Here is a 12,355-nt window from a genome sequence, read left to right on the forward strand (position 1 = left end):
GTTATAGCCTACAAGAAAATAGTTATGCGTACTCATTACTGCGGTCACCTGAACCGTGAACATATTGGCCAGACCGTTACCCTCTGTGGCTGGGCACATCGCCGTCGCGACCATGGTGGCGTGATTTTCATTGACCTGCGTGATCGTGAAGGCATGGCTCAGATCGTGATTGATCCTGATACGCCTGCGGCATTTGCCCTGGCTGAAACCGTGCGCAGTGAGTTCGTGCTGAAAGTGGTCTGTAAGGTGCGTGCGCGTCCTGAAGGTACTGTGAATGCCAACATCCCGACCGGGGAAGTGGAAATGCTGGCGACCGAGATCGAGATTCTCAATGCATCGCTGACGCCACCGTTCATGCTGGACGACGACAATCTGAGCGAAATGGTGCGCCTGGAGCATCGCTACATCGACCTGCGCCGCCCCGCCATGCAAAAAAACATGATGCTGCGCTACCGCGTGGCCAAGACCCTGCGTGACCATCTGGACAGCAACGGCTTCATTGAAGTCGAAACGCCTATGCTGACCCGCTCCACCCCGGAAGGTGCCCGCGATTACCTGGTGCCATCGCGCGTGCATCACGGCCAGTTCTTTGCATTGCCGCAATCGCCCCAGCTGTTCAAGCAGCTGCTGATGGTGTCGGGCTTTGACCGTTACTTCCAGATCACCAAGTGTTTCCGCGACGAAGACTTGCGTGCGGACCGCCAGCCTGAATTCACCCAGGTCGATATTGAAACCTCCTTCCTCGGCGAAGAAGAGATCATGAACATCGTGGAAGACATGATCCGCAAGATGTTCAAGAGCGTGCAGAACATTGATCTGCCTGCGCAGTTCCCGCGCATGCCATTCTCCGAAGCCATGAACAAATACGGCTCCGATAAGCCCGACATGCGCGTGACCCTGGAAATCACCGAGCTGACTGACATCATGAAAGATGTGGATTTCAAGGTGTTCGCCGGTGCCGCCAATATGGCCGGTGGTCGCGTGGCCGCCATGCGCGTGCCCAATGGCGCTGCCATTAGCCGCTCCGAGATCGACGCCTACACCGAGTTCGTCAAGATCTACGGTGCCAAAGGTCTGGCTTACATCAAGATCAACGACATCACCAAGCTCAACGAAGAAGGCCTGCAAAGCCCTATCGTCAAGAACATCCACGTCAACGCACTGCAAGCCATTATTGACCGCACCGGTGCGCAAAATGGCGACATCGTGTTCTTCGGTGCCGACAAGGCCAAAGTGGTGAACGAAGCCCTGGGCGCTCTGCGCACCAAGGTCGGCCACGAAAAAGGCCATGTTGATGGCCGTGCCTGGGCACCGCTGTGGGTGGTGGATTTCCCCATGTTCGAACACGACGAAGAAGCCGACCGCTGGGTCGCGCTGCACCACCCCTTCACCAGTCCCAAGGATGGTCACGAAGACCTGCTCACCACCAACCCCGGTGCCGCCTTGTCCAAAGCGTATGACATGGTGCTCAACGGCTGGGAAGTCGGCGGCGGTTCCGTGCGTATCCACAAGCAGGAAGTGCAGTCCAAGGTGTTCGACGCGCTCAAGATCAGCAAAGAAGAAGCCCAGGAGAAATTCGGCTTCCTGCTCGACGCCCTGCAATATGGTGCCCCACCGCACGGCGGCCTCGCCTTCGGTCTCGACCGTCTGGTCACCCTGATGGCCGGTGCCGAATCCATCCGCGACGTGATTGCCTTCCCCAAGACCCAGCGCGCGCAATGCCTGATGACCAATGCGCCCAACGAAGTCGACGAAAAGCAGTTGCGCGAGTTGCATATCCGCGTGCGTCAGCAGAACCCTGCTGCATAATATGAAATCGCTTGTGCTGGCAGCGTTGCAAACTCGTGCCGTACTTGATGTACTGTCTGCGAGTGCGCGCCTTGCCAGTCTAGCGCGATTTCATTTTTGTATCAGTCGGTAGATAGTGACGTAAATGAACATCAAGTCACTCATCCGCACTATTCCCGATTACCCCAAGCCCGGTGTCCAGTTTCGCGACATTACTACGTTGCTCAAGGATGCCGATGGCTTGCGGCAAGTGGTGGATGCGCTGGTTGCACGTTATGCCAATGCCCAGGTTGATAAAGTGGTGGGTATCGAGTCGCGCGGGTTCATTGTTGGTGCTGCGGTGGCTTATGAGCTTGGTGTGGGGTTTGTGCCTGTGCGCAAAAAGGGCAAGCTGCCTGGCGATGTGCTGGGGCATGACTATGCATTGGAATATGGCACTGACCGTGTGGAAATCCATAGCGATGCCATCAGCCCAAATGAAAACATATTGTTGCTGGATGACTTGATTGCCACGGGCGGCACGGCGGAAGCTGCTGCTGTGTTGATTGAGAAGCTGGGGGGCAATTTGATTGAGTGTTCCTTTATTATCGGCCTGCCTGATCTGGGCGGTGAGCGAAAGCTGCGTACACTGGGCTACAAGACATTTAGCTTGTGCGAGTTCGAGGGCGATTAGTGGAAAGTCATCAGCCGGTTTATAAAATCCCGGTGTCGGCGCTGGTATTGATTCATACCACTGATTTACAGGTGCTTATCATGGAGCGTGCGGATAAGCCCGGTTTCTGGCAGTCGGTGACGGGTAGTCTGGAGCAACTGCCCAATGGTGAGCTGGAGCAGCCCATGGCGGCTGCCATCCGCGAAGTGCATGAAGAAACTGGCCTGGATGCAACCGAGTACAAATTGGTGGATTGGCAACTATCGCATGTATACGAAATATATCCGCACTGGCGCTTTCGCTATGCCCCTGGTGTGACGGAAAATACCGAACATATTTTTGGATTGGAATTACCAGCGCCTGTTGCTGTCCAACTCGCTCCGCGTGAACATGTGGCTTACGAATGGGTGGATTGGCGTGAAGCGGCGCAGCGCGTGTTTTCATGGACGAATATCGAGGCCCTGCGCAAACTGGGCGAGCGACATCATTTAATATTGTGAAATATCAGCTATGCAAGCAACTCTAGAGACAACAGAAAAAAACGTCGTCGCTGAGCCGATCAGGTTTGAGCGTTTCCAGGCAACCCAGGAGGCTGAGTTACAGGCACGCATTATTGCGGCCAAGCAAAAGCTTGGGAAAAAACTGGTAATCCTCGGGCACCACTATCAGCAGGAAAGCGTCTATCGCCATGCTGACTACACTGGCGACTCGCTCAAATTGTCCCGTTTTGCTGCCGAGACCGACGCGCAATATATTGTGTTCCTTGGTGTACATTTTATGGCGGAGGTTGCGGATATCCTCTCCCGGCCTGAGCAGATTTCCATCCTGCCAGATTTATCTGCAGGCTGCTCCATGGCCGATATGGCGAATCTTGCCAAGGTGGAGCGCTCCCGCCGCGAATTATCCAAAGTGCTGGATTTTGACGCGACCATTACACCTATTACCTACATTAACTCTGCAGCCGACCTCAAGGCGTTTTGCGGCGAGCATGGTGGTATCGTTTGCACCTCTACCAATGCGACAAAGATTATTGAGTGGGGCTTCAAGCAACGTGAAAAGGTGTTGTTCTTCCCTGATCAAAATCTGGGCCGCTGGTCTGGTTACAAGATGGGTATTCCACTAGAGCAAATGCCAGTGTGGGATCCTGATCTTCCCATGGGCGGTTTGACGGAAGAGCAGATCAAGAACGCCAAGATACTGCTGTGGAAAGGCCATTGCGCCGTGCACCAGATGTTCCGCGAGCAAAACATTACACGCTTCCGTGCCGAGCATCCCGATGGTATCGTGATTTCGCACCCCGAGTCGCCATTCGAGGTCTGCCTCAATTCTGATTACGTTGGTTCCACCGAGTACATCCTCAAAACAGTCAGTGACGCGCCTGCAGGTACGCGCTGGCTGGTGGGCACCGAGTTGAATCTGGTGAATCGCCTGGCTGAGCAGATGAAGCCAGAGGGTAAGATCGTGCAGTTCATGTCGCACGTGATCTGCGAATGCTCCACTATGGCGCGTATTGATCCCCAGCATTTGGCCTGGACGCTGGAGAACCTGGTGGAAGGTAATGTGGTTAACCAGATCAGGGTGCCTGAGCACGAGGCCGAGTTGGCGCGCCTGACCTTGCAACGCATGCTGGACGCATCTTGATGAAGGGCTAGGCTTGCAGAACGTCCTGCGTATTGCCACCTTTAATATCCATAAAGGTGTGACAAGTTTCAATGCACGCTTTGCCCTGCATGAGCAGCGTGAGCTGATCCGCAAGCTGCAGGCAGACATCGTTTTTCTGCAAGAAGTGCGTGATCAGCATATCAAGCACAGTCGTCGGTTCAGCGCCTGGCCGCTGGACGGGCAGGTAGAGTTTCTTGCTGACGCGGTCTGGAGCGATTACGCATACGGCAAGAATTCCGTCTATCCTGCCGGGCATCATGGCAATGCCTTGCTGTCCAAGTTTCCCATTGCCAAATACGAAAACACCGATATTTCCGCGCACCATAGCGAGCAGCGTGGCCTGTTGCATTGTGAAATTGCCGTGCCCGGCTGGCAGCAGCCATTGCACTGTATTTGCGTACATTTGGGCCTATTTGCACGCTGGCGTCGGCAACAGATCGGCCTGTTGCGGGAGCGCATCGAGGAAATGGTACCTGCCGATGCGCCGCTAGTGATTGCCGGTGATTTTAATGACTGGAGCATGACGGCGGGTCGGGAGCTGGTACATGGGCTGCATTTGCATGAAGTCTTTGAGCATCACGGTGGCAAACCTGCTCGCAGTTTTCCGTCCTTCCTGCCGGTATTCAGGCTAGATCGTATTTATGTGCGCGGCTTTAATGTACGGCATGTGGAAGTGCATTCCGGTCCGCAGTTCGTCAAGGTATCTGACCATGCTGCACTCACTGCGGTGCTTTCGAGGGTGTGATGCGCTGGGAAGCCGGTAATCACATCACCCTGCTCAGAAACGGTACCGAATTTTTCCCGGCACTGGCAGCCTCCATTGAGGCAGCTCAACGTGAGATCCACATCCAGACATATATTTATGAGCTGGATGATACAGGCCTCATGATTGGGGAGAAGCTTAAGGCTGCCGCTGCACGTGGTGTGGCAGTGCACTTGCTCCTGGATGGTTTTGGCAGCCGCAAGTTAGCCCCGACATTTGTGCTGGAACTCGAAGCTTTTGGCGTCAAGGTCATGTTCTACCGCCCCAAGATTTCTGCGTGGTCGTTCAAACGTAGCCGCTTGAGGCGCTTGCACCGCAAGGTCTCGGTGTTTGATGGACAGCATGCTTACGTTGGCGGCATTAATATCATTGATGACATGAATGTACCTAGCAATCTCGATGCACCCCGTGTGGATTATGCGGTTCGCGTAGATGGGCCATTGGTGTTCAGCATTCATGCGAGCGTGCGCAACCTGTGGCGGCGATTGGCCTGGATGCATCTGCGAGAGGTGGCCGCCTATCCCAATTTGCCCGCACCTGCTTTTATCAGTAATGGTATGCGGGCTGCGTTTGTTGTACGCGACAATGTATTGCATCGCCGTGATATTGAGCGTGCTTATCTCAAGGCGATTGGCAAGGCGCGTACTGACATCATCATTGCCAGTGCTTATTTCGTACCGGGAAAGAAGTTTCGTCAGGCCTTGATCGAGGCCGCCAGGCGCGGCGTGCGTGTACGGCTATTGTTGCAGGGGCGCATGGAGTATTGGCTCATGTTTGCCACGCATGAAGTCTATGGTGTGCTGTTGCGGCATGGTATCGAGATTTACGAATATCGTGCGAGCTTTATGCATAGCAAAGTAGCGGTAGCAGATAATCGCTGGGCGACAGTAGGTTCTTCCAACATCGACCCTTTTAGCTTGTTGCTGGCGCGCGAGGCCAATATCCTGGTGCAGGATAAAGCGTTCAATGCCGAACTCAAGGCCGATCTGGAAAAAGCGATTGCAGAAAAATCCATCAAGGTACGGCCAGAGGACTGGTCGCGCCGACATGTGTTCAAGCGCATGTTTTCATGGGTGGTGTATATGGTTGTACGGCTGATGATCGGCCTGGTTGGCTCCAAGGAGAAACATTGATGTTGCCCGTGCCTGATGTATTAAATGTGGCGAGTGTTGCCAATGTCATCCAGTTGGCGGTAGCGCCTGCTTTCTTGCTCACCGGTGCGGGTGCCATGCTGGGCGTGATGGCAAGCCGATTGGCGCGGGTGGTGGATCGGTTTCGCGAATTGCATGAATCTGGTGGCTGGAGCCATGAGCAGAAGTCACTGGAAATGCATACCTTGCTCAAGCGTTCGCGCTGGATTCATCTGGCTATTAGCTTATCTACATTGGCAGCGTTGCTGGTCTGCGTGGTCATTGCTACCTTGTTTGCCGCTACAGAGGTGGGCTGGAACCCGTCGCGGCTGGTTTCCCTGTTGTTTATTTGTGCGATGGGCTCATTGGTCGCAGGCTTGCTGTGTTTTCTGCGTGAGATTTCCATTTCAACTGACATAATCGAGGGGTTCCCCAAGTAGTGAATTCTGTCAGTGGTTTGTAATAAAATGCAATGCACGATGCCGGTGTAGCTCAGTTGGTAGAGCAGCGCATTCGTAATGCGAAGGTCGTAGGTTCGACTCCTATCTCCGGCACCATTTTTCTATAGTGACTGAGCACAATGCCCAGAGGGCATGATGTTTGCGTCGATATTTAGGTGTCGTTAGTAGGTAAGCTGCTGTTTAGTCGATGTTGATCTCATGGTGAAAAACATAACAGTTTTTGCCATTTTCCTTGGCTTTGTATAGGGCAATATCTGCTTGTTTGAGGTGCTCGTTGGCGCTCATGGTATTTGATAGCAGGGTGATCCCGATGCTCACGCCGATGTGTATGGTGAGGCCTTGCAGGTTGAATGGCTGGCTGAGTGTCAGGATGATGCGTTTTGCAATGAGCGCTAATTCTTCCTGAAAGGATAGCTGGCTACAGACCACGACAAACTCATCACCGCCAAGGCGAGCGATAAAGTCATTGTCGCGTGCCAGTGCCGATAATCTTGCGCTGACTGCGGTGAGCAGCGCATCCCCGGTTTCATGGCCATGGGTGTCGTTGACTTCTTTGAAGTAATCCAAGTCCAGAAACAAGATACCAGACTGATGGCCATGTGTTGTGCGTGACAGCATCTGCTGCAGGTGCTGGTTCAATGCTGTGCGGTTGGGTAGCTTGGTCAGATCGTCATGCAATGCCAAGTGGGCCACATGCTCCTGCATTTTTCTGCGCTCATGGATGTCTTCCAATGTGCCTATCCATCCTTGTGAGGTGTTCTTCGAGGGGATGGCTGAGCCCTTGGCACGTACCCAATGCCATGTCTGGTCAGCGGTCAGGATACGGAATTCACAATCCAGGTCATTAGTGTCGGAAGAAAGGCATTGGCGCACGGCATTGACATCTTCCGGATGAACACGTTTTATCCAGTTCCATCGCAAGGCGTGCTCATTCGGTGCGCCCGTCAATTCCTGCCAGCCTGTGATGGAAGTGATGCCTTGTTTTGCATTGGCTTCCCATAGTGTCAAAGCCCCCGTGTGAGCAAGTGTGCGGTATTTTAGCTCGCTGTTTTCTGCTTGTTGGGTACTGAGTTTGAGGGCGGTTTGGGCGGCGATAATGCTTTCATGCAGGGAGTCGAATTCCAGGATTCTAGATGAGCTGTATTCGACCGTGTTGTAAAGCTCTTGGTATTTGTTATCAATAATGCCGCGAGCTTCTTTTGCTAAGGAGCGCATAGGTCGCAGGATATAGCCAGACAGTTTGCTGGTTAGCCATAGTGCAAGTAGCAACATGATGCCGCCGCCAATGCCAAGCTGCATCAGGGGTTTCTTCCATCGCGCATCAAAAGCTTGCAGAGGCTCTCCTACTACCAAAACCCAGCCTGGAGTGCCTGCAAGGAACTCATAGGAAAAGATGACATGTGAGCCTTCCTTGGTTTTGGCTTCAAAGAACTTCTCACTTCTTGGCAATGACATGAGCTTTTCCCAGTCTGGCACAGATTGACCGACATAGCGGTCATTGTCACGTGAGCGCGCGATGATGTTGCCATTGCCATCGACGATGGCAATCAGCAAGCTGGTCTCTGATGAACCAAGTTGTGGCGCCAATTGCAGCAGCCGTCGAGGGGAGAGAACGAAATACAGGACTTGTTGGATGGATTCGTGCTGCCAGGCAATCCCCAATGCAATTTTTGGGTCATGCAAAGGAGAGGTGAAGTACAAGTTGGAAATCACTGGTCGGTTGCGATCCGTGAAATCAAGTGCAGATTGCAAAAACTCTGCCGGAGGTAGCTCATCATGCTCGGATGTTGGTGTCAGCCTTTCGTGTGGGGATACGACGTATAAGCGTCCTAATCCGGGCTGGGCATGATCCAGCCAGCTTTGTAGTTGCTCAATACTAGTCTGGTGGGTGTAGCTTGCCGCAGCGAGTGACTTTAGCAAGGTCGTGTTGATGATGATGTCATTTTCGACGGATCGTGCCAGTGCGCGTGCGCTATCCAGCAGGCGGGTTTTACTGGCACTCTTGTCTTGTACGGTGACTTGCCAGACGGCCAGGATGGCCAAGCCCAGAATGGGCAGCAAAGCGATGATTACGAGTAATCCCAGCCACGTGCGTAAACGGTAACGTCGAATGCTGTCTTTGGCTTGTAGATTCAAGCGACTACCCAATGAAATTCTCCTAGCTCAAGCTCATCATGGTAGGGACACTATCATCGCGATCTATTTCAAGGCAATGGATTTATGGCTATTTACCGCGAATAACAGTGCTAGTATGCAGCACCTGATTGTAGAAGGCAGCATGTGACCGTATGGCAAAGCTAACGGAATCTCAACATATCATTATTCATAACCCGGATGGGTTAGGCTTGGCAGCGAGAGTAGAGCTGCCTGAGACACCGTTACGTGGCATGGCGATGATTGCGCCTGCATTTGGCTGCGCAAAAGATATCTTGATTGCCACCAGAACCGCGCGCCGATTACTCGAGTATGGCATAGGGTCCTTACGTATCGATTTCACCGGTGTTGGTCAGAGCGAAGGCGATTTTTCTTTGACCAATCTGGATACGCAGACCCAGGATTTTGTCAGTGCAGCTGACTGGTTGCGACTGCATGTCCGGGCTCCAGATTTATTGATCGGCCATAGCTTTGGTGGCTTGGTTGCTATCAACGCTAGTCGTCTAATCAATGAGGTCAAGGCTTGCGTCACGATTGCCACGCCTAGTAGCCCTGCCCATGTGCTGGCGATTATTGGGTCGGGAAAAACCGGGGAAATTGAACAATACGGCGCTACCGAGATAGAGGTGAATCGGCAGCGCTACACCTTGCGCCAGCAGTTCGTGGACAATGCACGCCAATTTGATATGGCGAGACTGATAGGTAGCATCGGCGTCCCCTTGCTGATGATGCACTCTCCGAGAGATGACATGGTACCGATGCAGCATGCTCACGCACTATTCGAGGCGGCTAGCCATCCCAAGAGCTTGATCGCTATCGAGGATGCAGATCATATGGTCTATGAGCGTCCTGCATCTGAGTTTGTGGCAGATAGCATTGGTTTGTGGAGCAGTCGCTATTTGCCTCCAATATAACTTTGGCGGGAGAAGTAACACTTGCGGAATAGCTTCAAAAAAGAGATTTCGTTTTTTTCATTTTCCGCTATAGTGCCAGCAACGGCTTCAATACTTGAGTTTGAGCAAACGTAATCTTGGGAGGGAGTTGCGTTGAAGGCAATCTTGAGAGGTTTCGTATCATGCTGAGCGAAGGCTATAACCAGTCTCTCGTGTTAGTTTCGCTCATCGTTGCCATGTTTGCTTCGTATGCGGCATTAGCCATGTCAGAGCGCGTTAATCCCGCCAAAGGGGAGAAGCTTTCCCGATGGTGGCTATGGGGGAGCGCGGCGACTCTGGGTGCTGGCATATGGTCCATGCACTTTATTGGCATGCTGGCCTTCCATCTTGATATTCCGCTTGGTTATGATCCCGCCATTACTCTGCTCTCTTTGCTAGTAGCAATTCTTGCATCAGGGGTTGCCCTATTCCAGGCTGTTCGGCCAACCTTACCTTTGACTCGTTTAGCTGGTAGTGCGGTCCTAATGGGGGTGGGTGTTGCCAGCATGCATTATCTTGGCATGTGGTCCATGTTAATGGATCCAATCCCTGTCTATGATCCCTGGCTGGTCATCTTATCTATCTTGATTGCTATTGCTGCCTCGGGGGCGGCGATGTGGATCACTTTCAAGTTGCGTCATAAATTTCACCGTGGATGGTTTGCCAGGTTGGGTGCTGCATTGGTGATGGGCGCTGCGATTGGTGGTATGCATTACACCGCCATGGCGGCAGCCAGCTTCCCTTTGGGTAGTGTTTGTGGTGCTGCTAACGGGACTAACTTGGATGACCTGAGCATCATGGTGATCGCAGGGGTCGGGAGCATTCTGTTTGTGGCTTTTATCGTGACATTGCTGGATGCCAAGCTAGAAGTCAGGATCAGTCGGTTTATCCACTTAGCGAGATCATTGGAACAAGCCAATAAGGAACTACTGCATCGATCGCTGCATGACAACCTGACGAATCTGCCTAATCGAATGATGTTGGAGAGCAAGGTGGCAGAGGCCTTGAGCCGAGCAAAACGCGACCAGGAGCAATTTGCCTTGCTGTTTGTGGATATTGATGGTTTCAAGACCATCAATGACTCCTTGGGGCATCACGTCGGGGACAGTTTGCTGGTAGAGGTAGCAACCAGGCTACATGGAATTCTTCGCGGGCATGATACCGTGGCGCGCATGGGTGGGGATGAGTTCGTCGTGTTGCTTGAAAGGGTCAATGTCGAAGAGGCATGTATTGTTGCCAACAAGATCGTCTCGGTGATCAGGCAGCCCTTTCACACTGAAGAGCGCGAATTGCATGTCTCCACCAGTATTGGCATCGCCATGTATCCCAACCATGGGGCAAATTATCGCGAGCTTGCCATCAATGCAGATGCCGCCATGTATTACACCAAGCGTGCTGGCCGTAATGGCTATCATGTTTTTGAGATGTCCATGCACCTGGATACGCGGGAACGGTTGGACATGATGTTGGATTTGGGGGCAGCGCTTGAAAGGCAGCAGTTTGTGTTGATGTACCAGCCCAAGTTTGACTTGCATAACCATGTGGTGGGGTTTGAGGTGCTATTACGCTGGCAGCATCCGACATTGGGGTTGGTGCTTCCTGATCATTTTGTCTCCTTGGCTGAGAAGTCTGGCTTGATCATCCCGATTGGCGAATGGGTGCTCAATGCGGCTTGTCGACAAATGAAGGAGTGGTACAGCTCGGGCTGCGAGAAATGGCATGTCGCGATCAATCTATCGGCCTTGCAGTTTTCGCATGAGCGGCTACTGGATGTGGTCAGGCAGGTACTGGCCCGATGGGAGCTGCCGCCTCATTGCCTGACGCTCGAAATTACCGAAACTGTTGCGATGCACAACGCCAAGAAAACACTGGAGATATTGAATCAATTATCCCAGCTTGGTGTGAATATCTCGATTGATGATTTCGGTACAGGATATTCCAGCCTGCTATATCTCAAGCGCTTGCCAGCCAATGAGCTCAAGATAGACAAGGCATTTATCAGCAACCTGGGTACCGGTACCTTGATGGATGACCAGGCTATTGTCTCGGCGATCATCAATCTCGGTCATACGCTTAATTTTAAGGTGATCGCAGAAGGGGTCGAGAACGATGAGCAAAAATCCTTTTTGCAGGCGCTTGGTTGTGATGGCTTGCAGGGGTTTGGCCTTGCAGAGCCGATGTGGGTAGACGAGGTCAAGGACTATTATTCTTCAGAGTGCAAAGCTGGCTAGGCTAACTAAAGCCGCATTGTTTATACTGTACGTTTTGCGTAGTCACGCAGTACGAACATGAGGTGCTTTGGAAATGTGGGTTAATGTTGCTAGGTCGGTGTTGGTCATTGGGTTGCTGGCTACTTTGTCTGCGTGTGGTGGTTTCAATTTCTGGCCATTTGGTGGAGGTGAGGGCGATGTGCGTCACAGTGGGCCTGCTGGTTCCACGCCATATTTATGCGACAAAGGACGCAAGTTCTACGTGAAGCAGGTGGATGCTGGCAAAGCTGCCTGGTTGATCCTGCCCGATCGGGAAATCCTGCTGAACAAGACGGACTCTGGGGCATACAGCAACAGCATTACGACACTGGTGTTGGAGGGAGAGGGTGCGAAGCTGGATGACGGCTATAAGCATGACTACAATGATTGCAAGATCAATCTGCCGGTCAACAAATCATAAAGTGACAGAATAGAAAGTAAAAAGCCGCTTTCAACAGCGGCTTTTTACTTTAGGCTTTTGCTTCAATCCCCTTACTTCTAGTCAGGTCATAATGGCATGATCAAGCAAGAAAGTGGCAGTTTCCATTAAGCACGAGGCTGATA

General features: G+C 52.5%; 11 protein-coding genes and 1 tRNA gene. 11 read left to right on the top strand and 1 reads right to left on the bottom strand.

Annotated elements, in window-relative coordinates; genetic code table 11:
* Positions 1-24: 24 nt before the first annotated feature.
* The 8 genes from aspS to LG202_RS12575 all read left to right on the top strand — a co-directional run bounded on the left by aspS (position 25) and on the right by LG202_RS12575 (position 6,552).
* Positions 25-1,809: an aspartate--tRNA ligase gene (aspS, locus tag LG202_RS12540; RefSeq protein WP_230348708.1), complete on the top strand. Its 1,785-nt coding sequence runs from the start codon at positions 25-27 to the stop codon at positions 1,807-1,809.
* A gap of 124 nt (positions 1,810-1,933) precedes the next feature.
* Positions 1,934-2,461, top strand: coding sequence for an adenine phosphoribosyltransferase (locus LG202_RS12545; RefSeq protein ID WP_230348709.1), 528 nt, complete (start codon positions 1,934-1,936; stop codon positions 2,459-2,461).
* The gene (nudB, locus tag LG202_RS12550) at positions 2,461-2,940 is read left to right on the top strand and encodes a dihydroneopterin triphosphate diphosphatase (protein WP_230348710.1); all 480 of its coding nucleotides are present in this window, start codon (positions 2,461-2,463) and stop codon (positions 2,938-2,940) included. The genes LG202_RS12545 and nudB overlap by 1 nt, the downstream gene beginning before the upstream one ends.
* Positions 2,941-2,950: 10 nt before the next feature.
* The gene (gene nadA / locus LG202_RS12555; protein WP_230348711.1) at positions 2,951-4,081 is read left to right on the top strand and encodes a quinolinate synthase NadA; all 1,131 of its coding nucleotides are present in this window, start codon (positions 2,951-2,953) and stop codon (positions 4,079-4,081) included.
* 13 nt (positions 4,082-4,094) lie between these two features.
* A complete protein-coding gene (locus LG202_RS12560; RefSeq protein WP_230348712.1) occupies positions 4,095-4,847 on the top strand; it encodes an endonuclease/exonuclease/phosphatase family protein in 753 nt (250 codons plus the stop codon).
* Complete coding sequence (gene clsB / locus LG202_RS12565) at positions 4,847-5,998, top strand: cardiolipin synthase ClsB (RefSeq protein ID WP_230348713.1); 1,152 nt, start codon at positions 4,847-4,849, stop codon at positions 5,996-5,998. The genes LG202_RS12560 and clsB overlap by 1 nt, the downstream gene beginning before the upstream one ends.
* Positions 5,998-6,435, top strand: a complete 438-nt coding sequence (locus tag LG202_RS12570; protein ID WP_230348714.1) for a DUF2721 domain-containing protein — start codon at positions 5,998-6,000, stop codon at positions 6,433-6,435. Before clsB ends, LG202_RS12570 begins: the two co-directional genes overlap by 1 nt.
* A 41-nt stretch (positions 6,436-6,476) precedes the next feature.
* Positions 6,477-6,552 (top strand) — tRNA-Thr (locus LG202_RS12575).
* An 84-nt stretch (positions 6,553-6,636) separates the two neighbouring features.
* On the opposite strand, the gene LG202_RS12580 is transcribed toward LG202_RS12575, so the two are convergent.
* On the bottom strand, positions 6,637-8,604 hold the full coding sequence (locus LG202_RS12580) for a diguanylate cyclase domain-containing protein (protein WP_230348715.1): 1,968 nt from the start codon (positions 8,602-8,604) through the stop codon (positions 6,637-6,639).
* A 140-nt stretch (positions 8,605-8,744) separates the two neighbouring features.
* Here LG202_RS12580 and LG202_RS12585 point away from each other — a divergent pair, with 140 nt between their 5' ends.
* The 3 genes from LG202_RS12585 (at position 8,745) to LG202_RS12595 (ending at position 12,212) form a co-directional block, all read left to right on the top strand.
* Complete coding sequence (locus LG202_RS12585; RefSeq protein ID WP_230348716.1) at positions 8,745-9,524, top strand: alpha/beta hydrolase; 780 nt, start codon at positions 8,745-8,747, stop codon at positions 9,522-9,524.
* Positions 9,525-9,685: 161 nt separating this feature from the next.
* Positions 9,686-11,773: a putative bifunctional diguanylate cyclase/phosphodiesterase gene (locus LG202_RS12590; protein WP_230348717.1), complete on the top strand. Its 2,088-nt coding sequence runs from the start codon at positions 9,686-9,688 to the stop codon at positions 11,771-11,773.
* 73 nt (positions 11,774-11,846) lie between these two features.
* Entirely contained in the window at positions 11,847-12,212 is a 366-nt protein-coding gene (locus LG202_RS12595) for a hypothetical protein (protein WP_230348718.1), read from the top strand.
* The last annotated feature ends 143 nt before the right edge of the window (positions 12,213-12,355 follow it).

The organism is Methylobacillus methanolivorans, assembly GCF_054588515.1.

Bases quoted from the DNA above. Each gene is read 5' to 3' on its own strand.
- aspS (WP_230348708.1), top strand. From the start codon at position 25: ATGCGTACTCATTACTGCGGTCACCTGAACCGTGAACATATTGGCCAG.
- LG202_RS12545 (WP_230348709.1), top strand. From the start codon at position 1,934: ATGAACATCAAGTCACTCATCCGCACTATTCCCGATTACCCCAAGCCC.
- nadA (WP_230348711.1), top strand. From the start codon at position 2,951: ATGCAAGCAACTCTAGAGACAACAGAAAAAAACGTCGTCGCTGAGCCG.
- clsB (WP_230348713.1), top strand. From the start codon at position 4,847: ATGCGCTGGGAAGCCGGTAATCACATCACCCTGCTCAGAAACGGTACC.
- LG202_RS12570 (WP_230348714.1), top strand. From the start codon at position 5,998: ATGTTGCCCGTGCCTGATGTATTAAATGTGGCGAGTGTTGCCAATGTC.
- LG202_RS12585 (WP_230348716.1), top strand. From the start codon at position 8,745: ATGGCAAAGCTAACGGAATCTCAACATATCATTATTCATAACCCGGAT.
- LG202_RS12590 (WP_230348717.1), top strand. From the start codon at position 9,686: ATGCTGAGCGAAGGCTATAACCAGTCTCTCGTGTTAGTTTCGCTCATC.
- LG202_RS12595 (WP_230348718.1), top strand. From the start codon at position 11,847: ATGTGGGTTAATGTTGCTAGGTCGGTGTTGGTCATTGGGTTGCTGGCT.